Below are 24,489 nucleotides of genomic sequence, written 5' to 3'. Positions count from 1 at the left end.
GATTCATACAATGACAAATCAAGACAAAGACATCGCGCAGGAGGAGGCGCAGCCGGACAATGGCGCGGCCGAGAAGGCGCTGGGCGTCGAACTGACGCCGTTGCGCGAGCAGATCGACAAGCTGGACCGCGAACTGCTGGCAATGTTGAATCGCCGTGCGCAACTCGCCCTCGATGTGGGCGAGGTCAAGAAGAAGTATGGCGCGCCGGTGTTCCGTCCGGAACGCGAGCTGCAGGTGATTCGCAAGGTGCAGGGCGCCAATCCCGGCCCGCTGCTCGACGACAGCGTGGCGGCGATCTGGCGCGAGGTGATGTCCGCCTGCCGCGGCCTGGAAAAGCCGCTTGAAGTTGCTTTCCTGGGCCCCGCTGGCACGTTCTCCGAGCAGGCGCTGTACGCGCATTTCGGCCACGAGGTGAGCGGCGTGCCGTGCCCGAGCATCGACGAGGTGTTCCGCGCGGTGGAGGCCGGCACCGTGGAGTACGGCGTGGTGCCGGTGGAGAATTCCACCGAGGGCGCGGTGTCCCGCACGCTGGACCTGTTCCTGCAGACCTCGCTGAAAATCAGCGGCGAAATCGCGCTGAAGGTGCATCACAACCTGATGGCGTCGTCGCCGGACATGAAGGGCGTGACCGTGGTGCGCGCACACGCGCAGGCGCTGGCGCAGTGCCAGCACTGGCTAACGGCCAACTACCCGCATCTGGAGCGCCAGGCCGTATCGAGCAATGCGGAAGCGGCGCGCATGGCCAGCGAAGATCCCACCGTGGCGGCCATCGCCGGCGAGTCCGCCGCCAATCGCTATCACCTGCATCTGGTGCGCACGCACATCCAGGACGATCCGCACAACCGCACGCGTTTCGCGGTGATCGGGCGCTACGAGACCGAGCCCTCGGGCAGCGACCAGACCTCGATGATCCTGTCGGTGCCCAACAAGGCTGGCGCGGTCTACCAGTTGCTGGCGCCGCTGGCCGACAACGGCGTGTCGATGTGCCGCTTCGAGTCGCGCCCGGCGCGCAGCGGCGCGTGGGAGTACTACTTCTACGTCGACGTGGAAGGGCACCAGCACGATGCCTCGGTGGCGCGGGCACTGGAAGAACTCCGGCGTAACGCGGCTTACTTCAAAGTGCTGGGTTCATACCCGTCCAGCCGATAGCAAGGCTTGCCGCCCGGGCGGCAGCCAGACCGAAGAACGGATCGGCGATCGCGGATCGCGATCCGCGAAAGACGATCACCAAGGAGCCAGGATGGCAGAGCAAGGCAAGCAGTTCGGTCCCGAGTATGTGCGGGCGATCTCTCCGTACGTGGCGGGCAAGCCGATTTCCGAAGTGGCGCGCGAATTCGGCCTGGACGAGTCCGCCATCGTCAAGCTGGCCTCGAACGAGAACCCGCTCGGCATGCCCGAGTCGGCCAGGACGGCCATCGCCGCCGCCGTCGCCGACCTGGGCCGCTACCCCGATGCCAACGGTTTCGAACTGAAGGCTGTCTTGTCGGCCCGTTTCGATGTGCCGGCCGACTGGCTCACGCTGGGCAACGGCAGCAATGACATCCTGGAAATCGCCGCGCACGCGCTGGTGAAGCCGGGCGAGTCGGTCATCTACGCCGAGCATTCCTTTGCGGTGTATGCGCTGGCCACGCAGGAAATCGGCGCGCGCGCCATCGAGGTCAAGGCCCGTGACTATGGGCACGATCTCGACGCCATGGCCGCCGCCATCGTGCCGGATACGCGCCTGATCTTTATCGCCAACCCGAACAACCCGACCGGCACCTTCCTGCCGGCGGCGGCCATCGAGGCTTTCCTGGCCAAGGTGCCGGCCGATGTCGTGGTGGTGCTGGACGAGGCTTACAACGAATACCTGGATGACGCGCAGCAGTACGACTCGGTGGCGTGGGTCCGCAAGTATCCGAACCTGCTGGTTTCGCGCACCTTCTCCAAGGCTTATGGCCTGGCCGGCCTGCGCATCGGCTATGCGGTCGCGCAGCCGGCGCTGACCGACCTGCTCAACCGCATCCGCCAGCCTTTCAACGTCAACAGCCTGGCGCAGGCCGCTGCGGTGGCGGCGCTGGCCGACACGGCCTTCCTGAAGCGCAGCGCGGAACGCAACCGTGCCGGCAAGGCGCAACTGGTGGCGGCCTTCGACCGGCTCGGCCTGCAGTACGTGCCATCTTCAGGCAATTTCGTGCTGGTGCGCGTGGGCCAGGACGACGGCGCCGGCGCGCGCGTCAACCTGGCGCTGCTCAGGCAGGGCGTGATCGTGCGTCCGGTGGGCAACTACAACCTGCCGCAATGGCTGCGCGTGACCATCGGCCTGCCTGAGGAAAACGCGGCCTTCATCGCCGCGCTGGAACGGGCGCTCAAGTAGGCGCCGCGCCTTCGCCAGCTGGTGCCGCCGCAACTGGCGGCGCCGTCGGCCGGCGTAGACGAGATACAATGCCGGATTCCCGAACTTCCTTGCCTGGCAGCGTATCCCCGTGACCGTTCCTGCGTCCGCTCCTTATTTTTCCCGTGTCGTTATAGTCGGGGTCGGCCTGATCGGCGGCTCGCTGGCGCTCGCGCTCAAGCGTGCGGGGGCGGTCGGCACGGTGGTCGGCGTAGGCCGCTCGCAGGCCTCGCTGGAGCGCGCCCTCAAGCTCGGCGTGATCGACGAAGCCGCGACGCTGGAGGAGGCTGCCAAGGGCGCCAACGTCATCGTGCTCTGCGCTCCGGTGGCGCAGACCTTTGCGCTGCTCCATGCACTTGAGCCGCATCTCGAGCCGGCCACCATCGTCACCGACGCCGGCAGCACCAAGTCCGACGTCATCATTGCGGCCAAGACCGCGCTGGGCGACAAGGCGGCGCAGTTCGTGCCCGCCCATCCCATCGCGGGCCGCGAGCTGAACGGCGTGGAAGCCGCGCTGGCCGATCTCTATGCCGGCAAGAAGGTCGTATTGTGCCCGCTGCAGGAAAACGTCCGCATCGACGTGGCTGCCGTGCGCGCCATGTGGGAGACCGCCGGTGCCGATTGCTTTGTGATGTCCGCCGTGCAGCACGATGCCGTGTTTGCCGCGGTCAGCCACCTGCCACACCTGCTGTCCTACGCGCTGGTGGCCCAGGTGGCCAATGCCGAGGACGCGGCGCTGAAGCTCGACTTCGCCGGCGGCGGCTTTCGCGATTTCACCCGTATCGCGGCGTCCTCGCCGGAGATGTGGCGTGATATCTGCGTTGGCAACCGGGAGGCGATGCTGAGCGAGCTGACCACTTACCAGGCGATGCTGGCGCATTTGAAGACGCTGATAGAAAACAGCAACGGCGAGGGGCTGGAGCGCATCTTCCAGCGCGCCAGCCAGGCGCGCCAGCAATGGGGCGCGCAGCGTGCACCCGCTGTCAACGTCGAGCCCTGAACGCTCGCGTCGCGAAGTCATCAGGTCACCAACGGTGCGGCCCGCCCTTCATAAAGAGCGGCCGGCCAACTAGCATGCAAATCATGGAACATCTCACGCTTGGTCCTTTCACTCGCGCCTCGGGCACTGTTCGCCTGCCGGGCTCCAAGAGCATCTCCAACCGTGTGCTGCTACTGGCGGCGCTCGCGGACGGCGAGACCCGCGTCTGCGATTTGCTCGACTCCGATGATACGCGTGTGATGTTGCAGGCGCTGCGTACGCTGGGTGTGGCGTGGCGCCAGGAGGATGGCGCTTGCGTGGTGCGCGGCGTGGGCGGCAACTTCCCGAACAAGGCGGCCGAACTATTCATGGGCAATGCGGGCACCGCCATTCGCCCGCTGACCGCGGCACTGGCGCTGCAGGGTGGGAGCTACAAGCTGTCGGGCGTGCCCCGTATGCATGAGCGCCCGATCGGCGATCTTGTCGATGGCCTGCGGCAGATTGGCGCTCACGTCGACTACCTTGGTACCGAGGGTTATCCGCCCCTGCAGATATCGCCCGCGCAGATCCGCATCGATGCACCGATCCGCGTGCGCGGCGACGTTTCCAGCCAGTTTCTGACGGCGCTGCTGATGACCCTGCCGCTGGCCGATGCGCCGGGCGACACCATCGAGATCGAGGTCGTCGGGGAGTTGATCTCCAAGCCCTACGTGGAGATCACGCTGAACCTGCTGGCGCGCTTCGGCATCGAAGTCAGGCGCGAAGGCTGGTCGCGTTTCATCCTGCCGGCGCGTTCGGCCTACCGTTCGCCCGGTGAGATCTTCGTGGAAGGCGATGCCTCCTCGGCATCCTACTTCCTGGCAGCCGGCGCTATTGGCGGCGGTCCGTTGCGGGTGGAGGGCGTGGGCATGTCGAGCATCCAGGGCGACGTCAAGTTTGCCGAGGCGCTCAACCGCATGGGCGCCAACGTGATGGCGGGCGCCAACTGGATCGAGGTCCGCGGTACCGAGCGCGACGATGGCCGCCTGCACGGCATCGAGTTGGATTGCAACCATATCCCGGACGCTGCCATGACGCTGGCGGTAGCGGCGTTGTTTGCCGAGGGCACGACCACGCTTACCAATATCGCGAGCTGGCGGGTCAAGGAAACCGACCGCATCAGCGCCATGGCCAAGGAATTGCGCAAGTTAGGTGTCGAGGTGGAGGAGGGGGCGGATTACCTGAAGGTGACGCCACCGGCCCAAACCGCGTGGAAGACGCCGGCCGCTGGCATCGACACCTATGACGATCACCGCATGGCCATGTGCTTTTCGCTGGCTGCCTTCGGCCCGTTGCCGGTGCGCATCAACGATCCTGGCTGCGTGGCCAAGACGTTCCCGGACTACTTCGACGCGTTTGCGGCGGTGGTGCGCTGATCACACTGCCAGCATCGGGCGGGACTCCTCGCGGGGAATGGTGGGCACGCCTTCGTCGCGGCGTTCGCGCCTGTCCCAGTAGCGGTCGAAGAAGTAATGCGCCACAGTATTGACTGCCGGTTCGATGAAGGTCACGGCGCCGCTGACGGCCAGGTTGCCGGTCAGCGCGTAAGTGACGCCAAAGGCAATACCAACGTGCATGATGCCGAACGACAGGGTCTTAGCCATGGTAGATTGCCTCGCGGAGTTGTCTTGACTGCCCGGAGCGCCTGCCATTTGCAGGGCCGCCCGCCATGGATTGCATGGTAATGATTCTCAATTGATTTAAGAAATCAATATTCTTTTCTGTTTCAATAAATAATGACTATCGTCGACGTCATCACAATCGACGGGCCCACTGCCTCCGGTAAGGGCACCGTAGCGCACAAGGTGGCGGACGCACTCAGCTTCCATCTGCTGGATAGCGGTGCGCTGTACCGCCTGGTCGCGCTTGCCAGCGAGCGTGTGGGCATTGACGCACAGGATGTGGAGGGGCTTGCAAAGCTGGCAGGCCGCCTTGATGTCAAGTTCGGCCCCGATCGGGTCTGGCTGAGCGGCGAAGAGGTCAGCCTGGCCATCCGCGCGGAAGCCACCGGCAACCGGGCGTCGGCCATTGCCGTCCACCAGTCGGTTCGCGACGCCCTGACGGCGCTGCAGCGCGGTTTTCGCAAGCTGCCGGGCCTGGTTGCCGACGGCCGCGACATGGGCACGGTGATTTTCCCCGATGCCCGCCTGAAGGTATTCCTGACCGCAAGTGTCGAAGCGCGCGCTCGCAGGCGCTATAAACAATTGATTGATAAGGGAATTTCTGCTAATATCGAAGACCTTTTGCGAGACCTTGAGTCGCGCGACCAGCGGGATCGTACCCGCACGGCCGCGCCGCTGCGTCCCGCACAGGATGCGCACTTGCTCGATACCTCCGACATGACGGTGGATCAGGCGGTGGCGCAGGTGCTGCAGTGGTACGCCGCGCCGGGTTCCTGACCCGCGCATCGTGCCCGCCGCACCGAAGTGCCGGTAGTGCCTGCATGCGCAGACCTGCCGGTGTTGTTCAACCTGACCCCGCTGCCCGGTGCAGACTGAGCGCGATCCTCGCGCCGGCCCGAGTACTGCGGATTGATACTCAAGTTTATGTCCGACCTGCAAACTAACGAATCCTTTGCCGCACTGTTCGAGGAATCCGTCGCCCGCTCCAATATGAAGGCTGGCGAAGTGATTTCCGCTGAAGTCGTGCGCATCGACCACAATTTCGTGGTCGTCAACGCCGGCCTCAAATCGGAAGCCTTTGTGCCGGTGGAGGAGTTCCTGAACGACCAGGGCGAACTCGAAGTGCAGGCCGGCGACTACGTCTCCGTGGCCATCGACGCGCTCGAGAACGGCTATGGCGACACCATCCTGTCCCGCGACAAGGCCAAGCGCCTGGCATCGTGGCTGAACCTCGAGAAGGCGCTGGAAGACGGCGAAATCATCTCGGGCACGGTCACGGGCAAGGTCAAGGGCGGCCTGACCGTCATGGTCAACGGCATCCGCGCGTTCCTGCCGGGCTCGCTGGTCGACGTGCGTCCGATCAAGGACACCACGCCGTACGAAGGCAAGACCCTGGAATTCAAGGTCATCAAGCTGGACCGCAAGCGCAACAACGTGGTGCTGTCGCGCCGCGCCGTTGTGGAAGCGACCCTGGGCGAAGAGCGCCAGAAGCTGATGGAAACCCTGAAGGAAGGCGCCATCGTCAACGGTATCGTCAAGAACATCACGGACTACGGCGCATTCGTGGACCTGGGTGGCATCGATGGCCTGCTGCACATCACCGACCTGGCATGGCGTCGTGTGCGTCACCCGAGCGAAGTGCTGTCGGTTGGCCAGGAAATCACCGCCAAGATCCTCAAGTTCGACCAAGAGAAGAACCGCGTCTCGCTGGGCGTGAAGCAACTGGGCGAAGATCCGTGGGTCGGCATCTCGCGTCGTTACCCGCAAAGCACCCGCCTGTTCGGCAAGGTGACCAACCTGACCGATTACGGCGCATTCGTTGAAATCGAAGCCGGCATCGAAGGCCTGGTCCACGTTTCCGAAATGGACTGGACCAACAAGAACGTGGCTCCGTCGAAGGTTGTCCAGCTGGGCGACGAAGTCGAAGTCATGGTTCTGGATATCGACGAAGACAAGCGTCGTATCAGCCTGGGCATGAAGCAATGCAAGGCCAATCCGTGGGACGATTTCAGCCGTAACCACAAGAAGGGCGACAAGCTGGGCGGCCAGATCAAGTCGATCACCGACTTCGGCGTGTTCATCGGCCTGCCCGGTGGCATCGACGGCCTGGTGCACCTGTCCGACCTGTCCTGGCAAGAAACCGGCGAAGAAGCCGTGCGCAAGTACAAGAAGGGCGACGAAGTGGAAGCCGTGGTTCTGGGCATCGACGTCGACAAGGAACGCATCTCGCTGGGTATCAAGCAGCTGTCGGGCGATCCGTTCAACAACTTCATCTCGGCCAACGACAAGGGTTCCCTGGTCAATGGCACGATCAAGTCGGTTGATGCCAAGGGTGCCGTTGTGCAACTGGCTGACGACGTCGAAGGCTACCTGCGTGCATCCGAAATCTCGGCTGACCGCGTGGAAGATGCCCGCAACGTGCTGAAGGAAGGCGAGCAGATCACCGCCCTGGTGGTGAATGTGGACCGCAAGTCGCGCAACATCAACCTGTCGATCAAGGCCAAGGACAACGTCGAGCAGCAAGAAGCGATGCAAAAGTTCGCCGCTGACACCGGCACGGCTGGCACGACCAACCTGGGCGCGCTGCTGAAGGCCAAGCTCGGCCAGGACAACCAGTAAGCATCGGTTCTTACGCCTGCTAGCGGATGCCCATGACCAAGTCCGAGCTTGTCGAAAAACTGGCTGCCCGGTTCCCGCAGTTGCTGCTGCGGGATGCGGACATCTCGGTGAAGACGATCCTCGATGCGATGTCCGAAGCGCTGGCCGATGGCCACCGCATCGAGATTCGTGGATTCGGCAGTTTTGGCCTGAACCGGCGTCCGCCGCGCGTAGGGCGCAATCCCAAGTCTGGCGAAAGAGTGCTGGTGCCCGAGAAACGGGTGCCGCACTTCAAGGCGGGCAAGGAGTTGCGTGAACGAGTTGATCGCAGCCCGGCGCTGCCGCAGGCCGTTGGCGGCGGCGGTACGGGGGCCAGCACCATCGGCAGTCACGGTGGCAATGGCAGTGGCGGTGCCAACGGCAATGGCCATGGTGCCGCGGCTGGCGCGTCTCATCCGAGCGCGCCTGCCCAGGCGAAGCCGGCCGTTGTTGCCGGTAGCGCCTTGCATGACGATGGCGGGCTGAAACTGGCCCGTTCCTGAATCGCTGTGTTTGACTCGTGATGTGACTGGATAGTCGAAAAAGCGCCCCTGTTCGGGGCGCTTTTTCATTATTGCAGCATGCTTGCGGCATACAAGCCGTTACCGTTAGTACGAGGCGATTCCGCTACAATGCCGGGAATCCACCGAGGGGCGTCGCCCGCCGGCGTTCGCATCACCGGAGTCCGAACCATCCCATCTTCCGCATGAAGCCCGCATGAAACTTGTCGCCTGGATCATCCGTATCGTCCTGTTCGCGCTGCTGTTCGTGCTGGCGCTGCGCAATACCGCCGATGCTTCCCTGCAACTCTTCTTCGATGCCGTCTGGCGAGCGCCGCTGATCCTGATCCTGCTGGCCGCTTTCGGGCTGGGTATTGTCGCTGCGCTGGCGGCGGTAGCGCCCGCGCTGATGCGCCAGCGCATGGAAGCGAACCGGCTGCGGCGCGCGCTCGGCGAGGCGCGCAGCCAGGCCGCGGAAGGTGCCCGCGAACCACAGGCGGGCTCCGGCATCCCTTACAACGTAGTTGGCCCGAAAGTTTGACCAATGATTTTTGAAACCTGGTGGCTGCTCGCGCTGCCGCTCATTTTCGGCCTCGGCTGGATGGCTGCGCGCTTTGATGCGCGGCAGCTCATGAGCGAACAGGGCGCGCTGCCGCGCTCCTATTTCAAGGGCCTGAACTTCCTGCTCAATGAGCAGCCCGATCAAGCCATCGACGCGTTTATCGAGGTGGCGCGGCTGGACCCCGAGACCACCGAACTGCACTTCGCGCTCGGCGCACTGTTCCGCCGGCGCGGCGAAACCGAACGCGCCATTCGCGTGCACCAGAACCTCGCCAGCCGCGAGGATCTCCCCGACGCCGAGCGCGAGCACGCACTCTTTGAGCTGGGCCAGGACTTCCTGCGCGCCGGCCTGCTTGACCGTGCCGAGGAATCGCTGCGGCGGCTGATGTCGGGCCCCTATGCGGCGCCGGCCAAGCATGTGCTGCTCGAACTCTACGAAGTCGAGAAGGAGTGGAAGAAGGCCATCGAGGCGGCACGCGAACTTCAGCCGCTGGAGCAAAAGGACTACAGTTTGCAGATCGCGCAATTCTGCTGCGAACTGGCGCAGGATGCCCTGCAGCGCAAGCAGTCCGAGGACGCGATCGGCTGGTTGGAGCAGGCAGTCAAGGAAAATCCCGCCAATGTGCGCGCGCCGATGCTGCTGGGCGACGTGGCCATGGCGGCAGGCGACGCACAGGGCGCGCTTGGCCACTGGCTCGGTATCGAGCGGCAGGATGCCGCCTACCTGCCGCTGGTGGCGGACCGCGTCGTCAAGGCTTATCGCCAGCTCGGCGATAACGGGCGGGCGATGGAATGGCTGCGCGGCTTGCTCAAGACCAATCTGGCGGCCGAGTTGCTGGATATTGCGTATCGCGCCGAACTCGAACTGCATGGCGCGCATGCCGCGGCTGTCTTGATGCGCGAGCAACTGCGCCGGCAGCCGTCGCTGCAAGCGTTGACCAAGTATTTCGAGGCGCAGGCCGCCGAGGTCGCCGCCGTGGGCGAGGCCAACGGCGTGGCAGAAGCGGGCACCGCCGTGGCGCAGGCGCTTCAGGCGACCGCCCACGATATCGAACAGGAGCAGGAGGTGTCGGCGATTCGCGACCTGCTGCAGAATCGCACGCGTAACCTGGCGCGCTATACCTGCCGCGAATGCGGCTTCCGCGCGCGATTGTTCTATTGGCAGTGCCCCGGCTGCAACCGCTGGGAAACATACGCGCCGCGCCGTAGCGAGGCACTCGGCTGACGCTGTTGCGTCGCACGCCAATCCCTATCTGGAGTACAAGCTATGAAAGTCACCATTATCGGCAGCGGCTACGTCGGTCTAGTGACCGGGGCCTGTCTGGCCGAACTGGGCAACGATGTGTTTTGCCTGGACGTCGATGAACGCAAGATCGCGCTGCTCAATGCGGGTGGCGTACCGATCTACGAGCCGGGCCTCAAGGAACTGATCCAACGCAATCGCGAGGCCGGGCGGCTGACGTTCTCCACCGATGTGGCGGCCAGCGTGGAGCATGCCGACGTGCAGTTCATCGCGGTCGGCACGCCGCCCGACGAGGACGGCTCCGCCGATCTGCAATATGTGCTGGCGGCTGCCCGCAATATCGGCCGGCATATGACGGGCTTCAAGGTGGTGGTGGACAAATCGACGGTGCCGGTCGGCACCGGCGACCGTGTCACCGAAGCCATTCGTGCCGAACTGGGCGCGCGCGGCCTGGAGGACCTGCAGTTCTCGGTGGTGTCGAATCCCGAGTTCCTGAAGGAAGGCGCCGCGGTGGAGGATTTCATGCGCCCCGACCGCATCGTGCTGGGTTGCGATGCCGACGTGGCGGGCCGCCATGCCAAGGCGATCATGCGCCAGTTGTACGCACCGTTTAACCGCAACCACGAGCGCACCTTCTATATGGATGTGCGCTCGGCCGAGTTCACCAAGTACGCGGCCAACTCGATGCTGGCCACCCGGATCTCGTTCATGAACGAGCTGGCGAACCTGGCGGACGAGGTCGGTGCGGACATCGAACTGGTTCGCATGGGCATCGGTTCCGATCCGCGCATCGGCTATAGTTTCCTGTACGCCGGCGCCGGTTACGGCGGCTCTTGTTTTCCCAAGGACGTGCAGGCACTGATGCGCACCGCCAGCGCGCATGGCAAGCCCATGCGGGTGCTCGAAGCGGTGGAAGCGGTCAACGATGCGCAAAAGCAGGTGCTGGCCGACAAGGTCGTGCGGCGCTTCGGCGAGGATCTCGCAGGCCGCACCTTTGCGATCTGGGGGCTGGCCTTCAAGCCCAATACCGACGATATGCGCGAAGCGCCGTCGCGGGTGCTGGCGCGTGCGCTGATTTCGCGCGGTGCCGCGTTGCGCGTGCACGATCCCATTTCGATGGCCGAGGCCCGGCGCGCGCTGGAAATCGATCTCGCCGATATCGAAGGCGGCTTTGCGCGCGTGCATTTCAGCGATGCGCAGATGGATACGCTCGATGGCGCCGATGCGCTGGTGATCGTCACCGAGTGGAAGGTGTTCCGCAGCCCGGATTTCAACCAGATCAAGCGCCGCCTGAAGGCACCCGTCATCTTCGACGGACGCAATCTGTACGAGCCCGAGGCCATGCAGGAATCGGGCATCGAATATCATGCGATCGGGCGGCCGACCACGACGCGCTGAACCGCAACCCAACGGGAACGACAAGCCAACGCCCCGGGTGACGGACCGGGCAGTGTTGCCAAGGATGTCCATGAGCAAGAACCATATTCCGCAGCAACAGATCAATCAATCGCGCATCCTGGTGGCGGGCGACATGATGCTCGACCGCTATTGGTTCGGCGATGTCGAGCGCATCTCGCCGGAGGCGCCGGTGCCGGTCGTGCAGGTAAAGCGTAGCGACGAGCGCCTTGGCGGCGCCGCCAACGTGGCGCGCAATGCCGCCGCGCTGGGCGCTCAGGTCGGCATGCTGGGCGTGGTCGGCGACGACGAACCCGGCCGTACCCTGGAGGCGCTCCTGAATGCCAGCCACGTGCAGCCCTACCTGCTGCGCGACGCCAGCGTCAACACCACCATCAAGCTGCGCGTGATGGCGCACCAGCAGCAGTTGCTGCGGGTCGATTTCGAGAACGTCCCGGCGCACGAAGTGCTGGCTTCCGTACTGGATAGCTTCCAGGCCTTGGTCAAGGAGTACAAGGTACTGGTGCTCTCCGACTACGGCAAGGGCGGACTGGCCCACGTGGGCCGCATGGTCGAGACGGGCCGCGCAGCGGGTTGCATGGTGCTCGTCGATCCCAAGGGCGACGACTATTCGCGCTATCGCGGCGCCACGCTGATCACCCCCAACCGCGCCGAAATGCGTCATGTGGTGGGTGCCTGGAAAACCGAGTCCGATCTCACTATCCGGGCCCAGAACCTGCGGCGGGAGTTGCATCTCGAGGCGTTGCTGCTGACCCGTTCGGAAGAGGGCATGACGCTCTATACCGAAGCGGAGGTATTGCACGTTTCGGCGCAGGCGCGCGAAGTCTATGACGTGTCCGGTGCCGGCGATACCGTGATCGCCACGCTGGCGACCATGCTGGGGGCGGGCGTGCCACTCAAGGAAGCCGTGCAGCACGCCAATCGCGCCGGCAGCATCGTGGTGGGCAAGCTGGGCACCGCGGTTGTCACCTATCCTGAATTGTTCGGCACGCCGGCGTAATGTCCGCGCTGTCTTCTGGCTCGATTGAGCCCACACGACCATGACCATCATCGTTACCGGCGCTGCCGGCTTTATCGGCAGCAACCTCGTCAAGGGCCTGAACGAGCGCGGCGAAGACAACGTCGTCGCCGTCGACAATCTGACGCGTGCCGACAAGTTCCACAATCTCGTCGACTGCGAGATCCGTGACTACCTGGACAAAGGCGAGTTTCTCGAACGCTTCACATGCGGCGAGTTCGGCAAGGTGCGCGCGGTCTTCCATGAGGGTGCCTGCTCGGACACCATGGAGACGGATGGCCGCTACATGATGGAGAACAACTTCCGCTACACCAAGGGGCTGATGGATGCCTGCCTGGAGCAGGGCACGCAATTCCTCTACGCATCGTCGGCCGCGACCTACGGTGCCTCGCAGGTGTTCAAGGAAGAACGCGAATATGAGAAGCCGCTGAACGTCTACGGCTACTCCAAGTTCCTGTTCGACCAGGTGGTGCGCCGCACGTTGCCGACCGCGCTGTCGCAGATCGTGGGTTTTCGCTACTTCAACGTCTATGGCCCGCGCGAAGCGCACAAGGGGCGCATGGCGTCGGTGGCGTTCCACAATTTCAACCAGTTCCGTGCCGATGGCACCGTGAAGCTGTTCGGCGAGTATGGCGGCTACGTACCGGGTGGCCACACCCGCGATTTCATCTCGGTGGAGGACGTGGTCAAGGTCAACCTGTTCTTCCTGGATCACCCGGACAAGTCGGGCATCTTCAATCTTGGCACCGGGCGTGCGCAACCTTTCAACGATATCGCCGCGACCGTGGTCAACACGCTGCGCGAAGCCGATGGCCGTCCCCACCTGACGCTCGACGAGATGGTGCAGGAGGGCCTGGTGGAATACATCAAGTTCCCCGATGCGTTGCGCGGCAAGTATCAGTGCTACACGCAATCCGATGTCTCGCGCCTGCGTGGCGCCGGGTACAAGGAGCCGTTCTACACAGTGGAAGAAGGCGTGTCGCGCTATTGCCGCTGGCTGCTTCAGAACAAGGCCTGAGATCGCAAAGTGCGCGGTCCGCTTTGCCGCCCTTGACGGAAACACCTCGGTAGCGTTGAGGTGAACTTTTGTTGCAGGGCGCGCCAAGGCGGCCTGCCGCTCCTATCCTCCGTGTTGCCTCGTCCGGACCGGGCGAGGCAACCTTCATAAACGGATAGGAGAATCTCCCATGTTCAAGCAAACTCTGACGGCTTCAAAACAGGTATTGCTGGCGGCTGCCGTATGGTTTTCGCTGTCGGGCGCCGCGCTCGCGGCGGTCGATGTGAACACCGCCGATGAAGCCGCACTGGTTTCGCTCAAGGGCATCGGGCCGGCTACGGCCAGCACCATCATCAATGAGCGCACCAGGGGCGGGCCCTTCAAGGATGCCGCGGATCTCGCGGATCGCGTCAAGGGCCTCGGGCAGAAATCGGTCGTGCGTTTGCAGGAGGCTGGCATGACCATTGGCGCCGGCAGCGCCGCCGCGCCGAAGGCCGCGGTGGCCGCGGCCCAGAAGGATGGCAAGGCGGAGAAACCGCCGGTCAAGGCCGCCCGCTAAGACGCCGGCGGGCTCGCGGCCGCGACGCCCGCATCGTCCGTATTTGCGCATCGAAGCCCCGGCCTGGTCCGGGGCTTTTTGCCGCCCGCGCACCGGTGCGGACGGCAGACGCTGGTATGGCTCGTGCTAGTTCCGCGTGGCTTCGCACGATTGCGGTCGCGCGGTATCATGCGGACGCCGCGGCAGCCTGAGCCGGCTTCGCGGCCAACATAATCCAAATCGAGCCGGACCTGCTCACGCATGCGGGGGCCAGGCCAAAAAAACGGGAGCTGGACAATGGGAAATAACGAGGACGCGGGATTCCTGCCCAAGTGGCGGCTAAAGACCCACGGCGTGATTGCGCCTGATGAGCGTCTGCCTGCCGGCCAGACGCTCCTGGCTGGGATCCAGCATGTGGTGGCGATGTTCGGCTCGACGGCGATCGCGCCGATCCTGATGGGTTTCAATCCCAATATCGCCATCCTGTTTTCGGGCATCGGTACGCTGATCTTCTTCCTGTGTGTGCGCGGCAGGGTGCCCAGCTACCTGGGTTCCAGCTTTGCCTTTATCGCCGTGGTGATCGCCGCGACCGGCTATGCCGGCAGCGGACCGAATCCCAATATCCCGGTGGCGCTGGGCGGCATCATCGCCGCCGGCGTGCTCTACCTGCTGATCGGGCTGGTGGTGCAGGCGGTCGGATATCGCTGGGTCGAGCGGCTGATGCCGCCTGTGGTGACGGGTGCCATTGTGGCGGCGATCGGCCTGAATCTTGCGCCGGTGGCAGTCAAGGCCGTCAGCGGCGCCGCGCTTGACACCTGGGTGGGGCTGGCCACGGTGCTGGCCGTGGGCACGGTGGCGGTGCATGCGCCGGGCATGTTGCGCCGGCTGCCGGTGCTCGTGGGCGGCTTGTTCGGCTACGTGCTGTACTACATCTGCACCAACGGGCTGGGCATGGGCAAGGCCATCGACTTCTCCGGCGTGGCCGCGGCCAGCTGGTTCGGCCTGCCGGTCTTCACGTCGCCAGTGTTCCGGGCCAGCGCCATGCTGCTGATCGCACCGGTGGCCATCGTGCTGGTGGCGGAAAACCTCGGGCACATCAAGGCCATCAGCGTGATGACCGGCCGCAATCTCGACCCGTACATYGGCCGCGCCTTTATCGGCGATGGCATTGCCACCATCATTTCCGCGGGCGGGGGCGGCACGGGCGTGACCACCTATGCCGAGAACATGGGCGTGATGGCCGTGACCAAGATCTACTCCACGCTGATCTTCGTGGTGGCGGCTGTGGTGGCCCTGGTGCTTGGCTTTTCGCCCAAGTTCGGTGCGCTGATCCTGACCATCCCGGGTCCGGTGATCGGTGGCCTGACCATTGTCGTGTTTGGCCTGATCGCCGCCACCGCGGGGCGCATCTGGGTTGAGAACAAGGTCGATTTCTCCAATTCGCGCAACCTGATCACGGTCGGCGCCACGCTGACCGTGGCGGCCGGCGACCTGACCCTGAAGCTGGGTGGCATGACGCTGGGCGGCATCGGTACCGCCACTTTCGGAGCCATTCTGCTCTACCACCTGCTGGGCAACAGCAAGAACGAAGCCGAGGCGAAGGCCTGATTGGCCGCGGCGTGGCGGGCTGCGATGTCCGTCCACGCCGGCAACGCGGGTTTCGGGACTGGATTACAATGTCCGCCGACATTGGAATCCCGCTCACCATGGCCTACAAGACGATTGAAGACACCATCGGCAATACGCCGCTGGTCCAACTGCAGCGCATCCCCGGTGCCGCCGGCGCTCCGCGCGGCAACGTGATCCTCGGCAAGCTCGAGGGCAACAACCCGGCGGGCTCGGTCAAGGACAGGCCGGCGGTGTCGATGATTGCCCGCGCCGAATCGCGCGGGCGCATCAAGCCGGGCGATACGCTGATCGAAGCTACCTCGGGCAATACCGGCATTGCGCTGGCCATGGCGGCCGCCATTCGCGGCTACAAGATGGTGCTGATCATGCCGGAAGACCTGAGCATGGAGCGGCGCCAGAGCATGGCAGCCTATGGCGCGGAGATTATCCTGACCCCGGTCAAGGGCGGCATGGAATACGCGCGGGACCTCGCCGATTCCATGGAGCGTGATGGCCGCGGCGTGATCCTCGACCAGTTCGCCAACCCCGACAATCCGCTGGCCCACTATGAGACCACCGGTCCGGAGATCTGGCGCGATACCGAAGGACGCATCACTCACTTTGTTTCCGCCATGGGGACCACCGGCACCATTACCGGCGTGTCGCGCTACCTGAAAGAGCAAAGCGCGGCAGTGCAGATCGTTGGCGCGCAGCCGGCCGAAGGCTCACGCATCCCGGGCATTCGCAAGTGGCCCGAGGCATACATGCCGAAGATCTACGACTCGAAGTACATCGACCGCACTGAGGCGGTGAGTCAGGGCGATGCCGAGCACATGGCCCGCCGCATGGCCCGCGAGGAAGGCATCTTTTGCGGGATTTCCGCTGCAGGTGCGTTGTGCGTGGCGGTGCGCATCGCCGAGGAAGTGGAAAACGCGACCATCGTGTTCGTGGTGTGCGATCGCGGCGACCGCTATCTTTCTACCGGGGTGTTTCCGGCCTGAGGCACGTTGTTTCGCGCACCAACAAAAAGCCCCGCACATCGTTGCGGGGTTTTTTGCTTTTTTTGCGTTTGCTTCTGGCGGGTGGGGCGGCGAGGTCAGCCCATCGCCGCTTTCACGGCCTCGCCCAACTGGTAGACCGCCAGTGCGTAGAAGAAGCTGCGGTTATAGCGCGTCAGCACATAGAAATTGCGCAGGCCGAGCATATAGTCAGTGGTTTCGCCCGGTGTGGGCAGGTCAACCACCAGCACGCCGGTTTCGCCCTCGCGCGCCAGGTTGATCGGCTCGTCCACGCGCAGGCCGGCCTTGAGCAACTGATTGAGCGTGCGGGTGGGCCACGGCTCGCCGTCGGCAGCGGCGGCAGCGATGCCGCGGCTGCCCTCGTCGGCGGCAATGCGCCAGACCACCGGGCGGCCCGGTTCCCAGCCATGCAATTGCAGGAAGCGCGCAACGCTGCCGATCGCGTCGGTGGCGCTGTTGCGCAGGTCGATATGGCCGTTGCCGTCGTAGTCGATGGCGTACTCGCGCAAGCTGGTCGGCATGAACTGCGGAATGCCAATGGCACCGGCGAAGGAGCCCAACACCGAGAACACATCGGTATTGGTGTCCCGGCACCACAGCAGGTAATCGGCCAGCTGGTTGCRGAACAGCGTCGTGCGCGCTTCGCGGTTAGGTACGTCGGGATAGTCGAACGCCAGCGTGGAGAGCGAATCGATCACGCGGAAGGTGCCCATGTCGCGGCCATAGATGGTCTCGACGCCGATGATGCCGACGATCACCGAAGCCGGCACGCCGAACTCTGCCTCGGCGCGGCGCAGCGTGTCTCGGTTCTGCTGCCAGAAGCGCACACCCGCGTTGATGCGGATCGGCTCGATGAAACGGGAACGGTAGGCGCGCCAGCTTTTGCGCCCCGGCGTGGCGGGCGGCATGATCAGGCGCACTACCGTGGACGAATACACGGCTTGGCCGAACCAGGTTTCCAGGGCCGGGCGTGCGAAGCCGTGGCGTGCCACCATCTCGTCGATAAAGGCGCGGCTCTTGGGGTTGTCACGGTAGCGACCCGGCTCGATCTCTTCTTCGCGCATGCTCACGCGGCGCTTGCCGGCGGCTAGCAGGGCGGGGGAGACGCCGCACAAGCTCAATGCGGCAGCGGAAAGTGCGGCGCCCAAAAGCGGGCGGCGCAGGGAGCGCTGGGTGTCGTTCATGGTGTCCTTTGCAAGTGGCCACGAGTATAGCGGATGGTGTCTGTGCGGCACCCCGCTGGGTGGCTGGCGCGGCATGTGCTAACGTAACGAATGGAGACCACGAATAAAGCAATAAGACATGCCCACAGGCTATTACACGCATCCCGAGTTCCTGCTGCATGAGATGGGGCCATTCCATCCGGAATGCCCGGAACGCCTGCAGGCCATCGAAGACCATCTGATCTCGCATGGCATGGACGGCCTGCTCGACCGGCGCGAGGCGCCCGCCGCGAGCGCCGAGCAGATCGGGCGTGTGCATCGCCCGGAGTACATGGCCTCGCTGGCCGCCGCGAGTCCCGCCAGCGGCTATCACCCCATCGATCCCGATACCCTGATGAACTCGCATACGATGGCTGCCGCCACCCATGCGGCGGGCGCGGCGGTGGCCGCCACCGATGCGGTGATGGCCGGCGAGTTCGAGAGCGCTTTCTGCTGCGTGCGCCCGCCTGGCCACCATGCGGAGCCGGACCGGGCCATGGGTTTCTGCTTCTACAACAACGTGGCGATCGCGGCGCGCCACGCGCTTGCCGTGCATGGCCTCGAACGCGTGGCGATCGTCGATTTCGACGTGCACCACGGCAACGGCACCGAGGCCGCCTTCCGCGGCGAGGAGCGGGTGCTGATGTGCAGTTTCTTCCAGCATCCGTTCTATCCCTATAGCGGTACCGAGCACATTGCCACCAATATGTCCAACATCCCGCTGCCGGCCTATACCAGCGGTATGGCAGTGCGGGAGGTGGTGGAGACGATCTGGCTGCCGCGCCTGAACGAGTTCAAGCCGCAGATGCTGTTTATCTCGGCGGGCTTCGACGCCCATCGCGAGGATGACATGGGCCAGATGGGGCTGGTCGAGCAGGACTACGCCTGGATCACGACCCAGCTGGTCGATGTCGCCCGCGCGCATGCGCAAGGCCGCATCGTCAGTTGCCTGGAGGGCGGCTATAACCTGAGCGCGCTCAGCCGCAGCGTGTGTGCGCACCTCAAGGTGCTGCTCGAACGATAGGAGGCCCCTGGATGGCTGAAACCGACAACCGCACTGCAACGCCGCTGGTGAGCGAAAGCCTGGACGCACCGGGCGTGCTGCGCCTGACGATGAACCGCCCCGAGGCGTTCAACGCCTTGTCCGAAGACCTGCTGGATGCGCTGTTTGATGCATTTGCCCGCGCTGGCGCCGACGCCTCGGTCCGGGTGGTGGTGCTGGCCGCCGCCGGCCGGGCATTTTGCGCCGGCCACGACCTGCGGGAGATGCGGGCTGCCCCTTCGCACGACTACTATCGCCGCCTGTTCGATCGCTGCACCCGCATGATGATGGCGATGCAGAAGATGCCGCAGCCGGTGATCGCGCGCGTGCAGGGGATCGCCACGGCTGCCGGCTGCCAGTTGGTGGCCATGTGTGATCTGGCGGTGGCGGCCGATGTCGCGCGCTTCGCGGTGTCCGGCGTCAATCTCGGCTTGTTCTGCGCGACGCCGGGCGTGGCCCTGTCGCGCAACCTGTCGCGCAAGCATGCGATGGAGATGCTGCTGACCGGAGACATGATCGATGCCATGGAGGCCCGGGACCGCGGGCTGGTCAACCGCGTGGTGCCCGCCGACGCCCTCGACGCCGAGGTTGCCCGCCTGGCCGCCAGCATCTGCGCCAAGCCGGCCGCCGCGGTGGCCGCCGGCAAGGGCTTGTTCTACCGCCAACTGGAGATGGGAATCGAGGCGGCCTACCAACTGGCGGGGCAGACCATGGCGTGCAACATGATGGATCCGGCGGCGCTGGAGGGCGTCCAGGCCTTTATCGACAAGCGTCCGCCGTCCTGGCGTGGCGTATAAACGGCTTTTTTGTGGTCTTTATGCCTTGAGCATATAAAGACATCGGTAAAAAGTCGTTTCTGGTATGAAGCGGATCGCTTAAAATGCGAGCTTCGCCCAAAAAATAAAATGCGGCAACAGCGCTAGAGAGACGTTCTCGCCTGTTGCCGTTTTCTTTTCACATGATCGAACTGCAAGGTCTTTCGCAACGCTTTCCCGGAGGGTCGGGGGAAGTGCATGCGCTGCGGGACGTCAACCTGTCCATTGCGGCGGGTGAGGTCTTCGGCATCATCGGTCGTAGCGGCGCTGGCAAGAGCACGCTGGTGCGCGCCATCAACCTGCTCAATCGCCCCAGTGGCGGCCGCGTGATCGTGGCCGGACAGGAGCTGACCGCGCTCGACAGCGGCGCGCTGCGCAAGGCGCGCCGCGACATCGGCATGATCTTCCAGCATTTCAACCTGCTGTCGTCGCGTACCGTCTTTGACAACGTGGCGCTGCCGCTGGAGCTGGCAGGCAAGTCGCGGAGCGAGATCTCCGACACGGTGCTGCCGCTGCTGGAACTGGTTGGCCTGACGGCGCTCAAGGACCGCTACCCCGCCCAGATCAGCGGTGGGCAGAAGCAGCGCGTGGGGATTGCCCGCGCGCTGGCGAGCAAGCCCAAGGTGCTGCTGTCGGACGAGGCCACCTCCGCCCTCGACCCGGAAACCACCCGCGCCATTCTGGAGCTGCTCAAGCAGATCAATCGCGAGCTCGGCCTGACCATTGTCATGATCACGCACCAGATGGAAGTGATCAAACAGGTCTGCGACCGCGTGGCCGTGCTCGAGGCCGGGGAGGTGGTGGAAACCGGCCGCGTGATCGACGTGTTCCTGCGTCCGCAACATGAGGTCACGCGCGCCATGATCGGCGACGTGATCGCTCAGGAATTGCCGCCCAGCGTGCTCAAGCGCGTGGAAAGCCGGCTCGGCAACGGGCGCGACCACGTCTACCGCCTGGCGTTCACGGGCGAAGGCGTGGACCAGCCAGTGCTGGCCCAGGCGATCCGCCGCTACGGGCTGGACTTCAATATCCTGCACGGGCATATCGACGAGATCCAGGGCCAGGCCTTCGGTTCGCTGGCCATCATGGCCACCGGCGAGCTGGCCGATGTGAAGGCGGCGATGGAATACCTGCAACAGGAAGGCGTAGTGGTGGAGGAGTTCGAGCATGTGGTCTGAAATGTTTGACCTGTTCCTGACCTCCTTCAACGAGACGTTGCTGATGGTGGCGATCTCGGGCGTGGTCGGCGCGTTGTTCGGCGTGCCGCTGGGCGTGCTGCTGCACCTGACCAACCGCGGCGGCGTGTTGTCGCATCCGCTGTTCAACCGCACCATCGGCGTGGTGGTCAATGCCGTGCGTTCGATTCCCTTCATCATCCTGCTGGTGGTGGTGATCCCGTTCACGCGCTTCATCGTCGGTTCGTCGATCGGCACCACTGCGGCCGTGGTGCCGCTGACGATCGCCGCGATACCGTTTATCGCGCGCCTGGTGGAAAGCGCGCTGCGCGAGGTGGACAAGGGCCTGGTCGAGGCCGCCCAGTCGATGGGCGCGACCACCGGCCAGATCGTGATGAAGGTGCTGCTGCCCGAAGCCATGCCCGGCATCGTGGCTGGCCTGACGATCACCTTCGTCAGCCTGGTGGGCTATTCGGCCATGGCCGGGGCCATCGGCGGCGGGGGCCTGGGCGACCTCGGCATCCGCTACGGCTACCAGCGCTACATCACCGAGGTGATGGTGGCGGTGGTGGTGATCCTGATTGTTTTCGTGCAAGCGGTGCAAAGCTTCGGCGACTGGCTGGTGCGCCGCATCAGCCACAAGTAATCCGGCGTTCCACCCGGCTACATACCAAGACTTAGAGAAATCGAGAAAAAGGAAGTCAACATGCAACGTCGTAACTTGCTGCAATGGATTGTCGGCGCCGCCCTGGGCGCCAGCCTGGCCACTGGCGCCGTGGCGCAGGAAAAGCCGATCAAGATCGGCGTCACCGGCGGCCCGCACGCCCAGATCATGGAGCAGGTGAAGAAGGTCGCGGCCAAGGACGGCCTGAATATCCAGGTGGTGGAGTTCAGTGACTACATCCAGCCCAATGCGGCGCTGGCTTCGGGCGACCTGGATGCCAACAGCTACCAGCACCTGCCTTACCTGGAAGCGCAGATCAAGGACCGTGGCTACAAGTTCACCCACATCGCCTTCACCGTGACTTTCCCGATGGGCGTGTACTCCAAGAAGATCAAGTCACTCGACCAGATCAAGGAAGGCGCGCGCGTGGGCGTACCGAACGATCCCACCAATGGTGGCCGCGGCCTGCTGCTGCTGCAAAGCAAGGGTCTGATCAAGCTGCGCGCCGATGCCGGCCTGAAGGCCACGCCGCTGGACATCGTCGCCAACCCGAAGAAGATCAAGATCGTCGAGCTGGATGCCGCCCAGCTGCCGCGCTCGCTGGATGACCTCGACGCCGCCGCCATCAACGGCAATTACGCCGAGTCGGCCGGCCTGTCGCCCACCAAGGATGCCATTGCCATGGAAGGCCCCAAGGGCCCCTATGCCAACCTGATCGCCATCCGCGAAGCCGACAGGAACAAGCCCTGGGTGGCCAAGCTGGTCAAGGCCTACCACTCGCCGGAGATCAAGCAGTACGTCCATAGCACCTTCAAGGATTCGGTGATTACCGCGTGGTAAGTTGAAAAAAGCCTCGAAAATCGTGTAACGCAGGGCATCCTGCGGCACAATGCGGGCAAGTTTTCACATTGCCGGGCTATGCCCGGCAATTCTTTACCGATAAAATAGTACGACCGTTCGAAAAACAAGAGTGCCACCCAGCCGGTGGTTATAATGGCGAGCGAACCAAATTTCTGACTATCGACTATCAGTGGAGTGAGCGCATGAAAGTACTCGTCGCAGTCAAGCGCGTGGTGGATTACAACGTCAAGGTCCGGGTGAAGTCGGACGGTACGGGCGTGGATCTGGCCAACGTCAAGATGAGCATGAACCCGTTTGACGAAATCGCCGTGGAAGAAGCGGTGCGTCTGCGGGAAGCCGGGGTGGTCACCGAGGTGATCGCCGTGTCCTGCGGCGTGGCCCAGTGCCAGGAAACCCTGCGTACCGCGATGGCCATCGGCGCCGACCGCGGCATCCTGGTSGARTCGAACGAAGACCTGCAGCCGCTGGCCGTGGCCAAGCTGCTCAAGGCCCTGGTAGACAAGGAGCAGCCGCAACTGGTGATCCTGGGCAAGCAGGCCATCGACGACGACTCCAACCAGACCGGCCAGATGCTGGCTGCGCTGGCAGGCCTGCCGCAAGCTACCTTCGCCTCGAAGGTGGTGGTGGCTGATGGCAAGGCGTCGGTGACGCGTGAAGTGGACGGCGGTCTGGAGACCCTGTCGATCAAGCTGCCGGCGGTGGTGACCACCGACCTGCGCCTGAACGAGCCACGCTACGTGACGCTGCCCAACATCATGAAGGCGAAGAAGAAACAGCTCGACATCGTCAAGCCGGAAGATCTCGGCGTGGACGTGGCGCCGCGTCTGAAGACCCTCAAGGTCGTCGAGCCGCCCAAGCGCAGCGCGGGTGTGATGGTGCCGGACGTTGCGACGCTGGTGCAAAAGCTGAAGAACGAAGCCAAGGTCATCTGAGCGCGCCAGGAGATAAAACATGACTGCACTCGTCATTGCTGAACACGACAACCAATCCATCAAGGCCGCCACGCTGAACACCGTGACCGCAGCCGCCCAGTGCGGCGGCGACGTCCACGTGCTGGTGGCTGGCGCCAACGCCGCTGCCGCCGCCGCCGCCGCTGCGAAGATCGCCGGCGTGTCCAAGGTGCTGCTGGCCGACGCCCCGTATTTCGGTGACGGCCTGGCCGAAAACGTGGCCGAGCAAGCGCTGGCCATCGCCAACGACTACAGCCACATCCTGGCGCCCGCCACCCCGTACGGCAAGAACATCCTGCCGCGCGTGGCCGCAAGGCTGGACGTGGCCCAGCTGTCGGACATCACCAAGGTCGACAGCCCGGATACCTTCGAGCGTCCGATCTACGCCGGCAACGCGATCTCGACCGTCCAATCGGCGGACAAGGTCAAGGTCATCACCGTGCGCGGCACCGGCTTTGACGCCGCCGCCGCCGAAGGTGGTTCGGCCGCCGTGGAGAACCTGCCGGCTGTGGCCGATGTTGGCATCTCGCAATTCGTTTCGCGCGAAGTCACCAAGAGCGACCGCCCCGAACTGACCGCCGCCAAGATCATCGTGTCCGGTGGCCGTGGCGTGGGTTCCGGCGAGAATTACACCAAGGTGCTGACGCCGCTGGCCGACAAGCTGAACGCCGCGATGGGCGCTTCCCGCGCTGCCGTGGACGCCGGCTTCGTGCCCAACGATTATCAGGTCGGCCAGACCGGCAAGATCGTCGCGCCGCAGTTGTATATCGCCATCGGTATCTCCGGCGCGATCCAGCATCTGGCCGGCATGAAGGACTCCAAGGTGATCGTGGCGATCAACAAGGACGCCGAAGCACCGATCTTCTCGGTGGCCGACTACGGCCTGGTGGGCGATCTGAACACCGTGGTGCCCGAACTGGTGGCAGCGCTGGGCTGATCCCCGCAGCCCGGCGCGGCGTTCGACACGCCGGGTTCGATCAGGAAGTACTAGCCGTTCCGGGCCTGCCCGAGAACGGCTTTTTTATACATATCCGGAGACATCGATGACCTACCGTGCCCCGCTCAAGGACATGCTGTTCGTGATGAACGAACTGGCCGGCCTTGACGCTGTCAGCCAGCTGCCCGGCTTCGAGGACGCCACGCCCGAGACGGCGCAGGCGGTGCTCGATGAGGCCGCCAAGTTCAACGAACAGGTGCTGGCGCCGCTCAACCGCATCGGCGACACCGA

The 24,489-nt window shown here is 64.3% G+C and carries 25 protein-coding genes; 23 read left to right on the top strand and 2 right to left on the bottom strand.

Annotated elements, in window-relative coordinates:
• The first annotated feature begins 10 nt into the window (after positions 1–10).
• The 4 genes from pheA (at position 11) to aroA (ending at position 4,769) form a co-directional block, all read left to right on the top strand.
• Positions 11–1,150, top strand: coding sequence for a prephenate dehydratase (gene pheA / locus AC1DT6_RS36530; RefSeq protein ID WP_035860282.1), 1,140 nt, complete (start codon positions 11–13; stop codon positions 1,148–1,150).
• A 91-nt stretch (positions 1,151–1,241) separates the two neighbouring features.
• Positions 1,242–2,357: a histidinol-phosphate transaminase gene (gene hisC, locus AC1DT6_RS36525; protein WP_441631157.1), complete on the top strand. Its 1,116-nt coding sequence runs from the start codon at positions 1,242–1,244 to the stop codon at positions 2,355–2,357.
• A gap of 109 nt (positions 2,358–2,466) precedes the next feature.
• Positions 2,467–3,375 (top strand): prephenate dehydrogenase, encoded by a 909-nt coding sequence (locus AC1DT6_RS36520; protein WP_477104638.1) that lies wholly within the window; start codon positions 2,467–2,469, stop codon positions 3,373–3,375.
• 83 nt (positions 3,376–3,458) lie between these two features.
• Positions 3,459–4,769, top strand: coding sequence for a 3-phosphoshikimate 1-carboxyvinyltransferase (gene aroA / locus AC1DT6_RS36515; protein ID WP_441631200.1), 1,311 nt, complete (start codon positions 3,459–3,461; stop codon positions 4,767–4,769).
• Here the strand turns inward: aroA and AC1DT6_RS36510 are convergent, their stop codons facing one another.
• The gene (locus AC1DT6_RS36510) at positions 4,770–4,997 is read right to left on the bottom strand and encodes a DUF2061 domain-containing protein (RefSeq protein WP_477104639.1); all 228 of its coding nucleotides are present in this window, start codon (positions 4,995–4,997) and stop codon (positions 4,770–4,772) included. It lies immediately after the preceding gene.
• Between the two features lie 132 nt (positions 4,998–5,129).
• On the opposite strand from AC1DT6_RS36510, the gene cmk reads away from it, so the two are divergent.
• From cmk to cysM, 11 genes are all read left to right on the top strand, one after another.
• A complete protein-coding gene (gene cmk, locus AC1DT6_RS36505) occupies positions 5,130–5,792 on the top strand; it encodes a (d)CMP kinase (RefSeq protein WP_441631151.1) in 663 nt (220 codons plus the stop codon).
• 147 nt (positions 5,793–5,939) lie between these two features.
• A complete protein-coding gene (rpsA, locus tag AC1DT6_RS36500) occupies positions 5,940–7,634 on the top strand; it encodes a 30S ribosomal protein S1 (protein WP_035860300.1) in 1,695 nt (564 codons plus the stop codon).
• A 32-nt stretch (positions 7,635–7,666) separates the two neighbouring features.
• Positions 7,667–8,155, top strand: coding sequence for an integration host factor subunit beta (locus AC1DT6_RS36495; RefSeq protein ID WP_441631149.1), 489 nt, complete (start codon positions 7,667–7,669; stop codon positions 8,153–8,155).
• A 214-nt stretch (positions 8,156–8,369) separates the two neighbouring features.
• Positions 8,370–8,693 carry a lipopolysaccharide assembly protein LapA domain-containing protein gene (locus tag AC1DT6_RS36490; protein ID WP_035858787.1) on the top strand — a complete coding sequence of 108 codons (324 nt, stop codon included), beginning with the start codon at positions 8,370–8,372 and terminating at the stop codon, positions 8,691–8,693.
• Between the two features lie 3 nt (positions 8,694–8,696).
• Positions 8,697–9,938 (top strand): lipopolysaccharide assembly protein LapB, encoded by a 1,242-nt coding sequence (lapB, locus tag AC1DT6_RS36485; RefSeq protein WP_441631146.1) that lies wholly within the window; start codon positions 8,697–8,699, stop codon positions 9,936–9,938.
• 42 nt (positions 9,939–9,980) lie between these two features.
• The gene (locus tag AC1DT6_RS36480) at positions 9,981–11,354 is read left to right on the top strand and encodes a UDP-glucose dehydrogenase family protein (protein ID WP_441631144.1); all 1,374 of its coding nucleotides are present in this window, start codon (positions 9,981–9,983) and stop codon (positions 11,352–11,354) included.
• A gap of 70 nt (positions 11,355–11,424) precedes the next feature.
• Positions 11,425–12,372 (top strand): D-glycero-beta-D-manno-heptose-7-phosphate kinase, encoded by a 948-nt coding sequence (gene rfaE1 / locus AC1DT6_RS36475; RefSeq protein ID WP_051647932.1) that lies wholly within the window; start codon positions 11,425–11,427, stop codon positions 12,370–12,372.
• 40 nt (positions 12,373–12,412) lie between these two features.
• Positions 12,413–13,408, top strand: a complete 996-nt coding sequence (gene rfaD / locus AC1DT6_RS36470; protein WP_441631140.1) for an ADP-glyceromanno-heptose 6-epimerase — start codon at positions 12,413–12,415, stop codon at positions 13,406–13,408.
• A gap of 169 nt (positions 13,409–13,577) precedes the next feature.
• Positions 13,578–13,946, top strand: a complete 369-nt coding sequence (locus tag AC1DT6_RS36465; RefSeq protein WP_441631138.1) for a ComEA family DNA-binding protein — start codon at positions 13,578–13,580, stop codon at positions 13,944–13,946.
• A 276-nt stretch (positions 13,947–14,222) separates the two neighbouring features.
• A complete protein-coding gene (locus tag AC1DT6_RS36460; protein ID WP_477104651.1) occupies positions 14,223–15,533 on the top strand; it encodes a solute carrier family 23 protein in 1,311 nt (436 codons plus the stop codon).
• A gap of 98 nt (positions 15,534–15,631) precedes the next feature.
• A complete protein-coding gene (gene cysM, locus AC1DT6_RS36455; RefSeq protein WP_035858835.1) occupies positions 15,632–16,534 on the top strand; it encodes a cysteine synthase CysM in 903 nt (300 codons plus the stop codon).
• 95 nt (positions 16,535–16,629) lie between these two features.
• On the opposite strand, the gene mltB is transcribed toward cysM, so the two are convergent.
• Positions 16,630–17,736: a lytic murein transglycosylase B gene (gene mltB / locus AC1DT6_RS36450; protein ID WP_477115404.1), complete on the bottom strand. Its 1,107-nt coding sequence runs from the start codon at positions 17,734–17,736 to the stop codon at positions 16,630–16,632.
• A gap of 118 nt (positions 17,737–17,854) precedes the next feature.
• Between mltB and AC1DT6_RS36445 the strand changes: the two genes are divergently transcribed.
• From AC1DT6_RS36445 to AC1DT6_RS36410, 8 genes are all read left to right on the top strand, one after another.
• Positions 17,855–18,778, top strand: a complete 924-nt coding sequence (locus AC1DT6_RS36445; RefSeq protein WP_441631132.1) for a histone deacetylase family protein — start codon at positions 17,855–17,857, stop codon at positions 18,776–18,778.
• A gap of 11 nt (positions 18,779–18,789) precedes the next feature.
• Positions 18,790–19,593 (top strand): enoyl-CoA hydratase, encoded by an 804-nt coding sequence (locus tag AC1DT6_RS36440; RefSeq protein ID WP_477115403.1) that lies wholly within the window; start codon positions 18,790–18,792, stop codon positions 19,591–19,593.
• A gap of 161 nt (positions 19,594–19,754) precedes the next feature.
• Positions 19,755–20,789, top strand: a complete 1,035-nt coding sequence (locus tag AC1DT6_RS36435; RefSeq protein WP_045238004.1) for a methionine ABC transporter ATP-binding protein — start codon at positions 19,755–19,757, stop codon at positions 20,787–20,789.
• Positions 20,779–21,432 (top strand): methionine ABC transporter permease, encoded by a 654-nt coding sequence (locus tag AC1DT6_RS36430; RefSeq protein ID WP_035858822.1) that lies wholly within the window; start codon positions 20,779–20,781, stop codon positions 21,430–21,432. Before AC1DT6_RS36435 ends, AC1DT6_RS36430 begins: the two co-directional genes overlap by 11 nt.
• A gap of 60 nt (positions 21,433–21,492) precedes the next feature.
• Positions 21,493–22,290 (top strand): MetQ/NlpA family ABC transporter substrate-binding protein, encoded by a 798-nt coding sequence (locus AC1DT6_RS36425; protein ID WP_441631127.1) that lies wholly within the window; start codon positions 21,493–21,495, stop codon positions 22,288–22,290.
• Between the two features lie 203 nt (positions 22,291–22,493).
• Positions 22,494–23,243 carry an electron transfer flavoprotein subunit beta/FixA family protein gene (locus tag AC1DT6_RS36420; RefSeq protein ID WP_045238007.1) on the top strand — a complete coding sequence of 250 codons (750 nt, stop codon included), beginning with the start codon at positions 22,494–22,496 and terminating at the stop codon, positions 23,241–23,243.
• 19 nt (positions 23,244–23,262) lie between these two features.
• Positions 23,263–24,198, top strand: coding sequence for an electron transfer flavoprotein subunit alpha/FixB family protein (locus tag AC1DT6_RS36415; protein ID WP_035858830.1), 936 nt, complete (start codon positions 23,263–23,265; stop codon positions 24,196–24,198).
• Positions 24,199–24,304: 106 nt separating this feature from the next.
• Positions 24,305–24,489 (top strand): acyl-CoA dehydrogenase N-terminal domain-containing protein (locus AC1DT6_RS36410; protein WP_477103319.1); only part of this gene is annotated, 185 nt, incomplete at its 3' end.

Source organism: Cupriavidus sp. 01L45, from assembly GCF_056399885.1.
The sequence above is the reverse complement of the archived record's forward strand: the minus strand, read 5'-3'. Positions and strand labels throughout refer to the sequence as shown.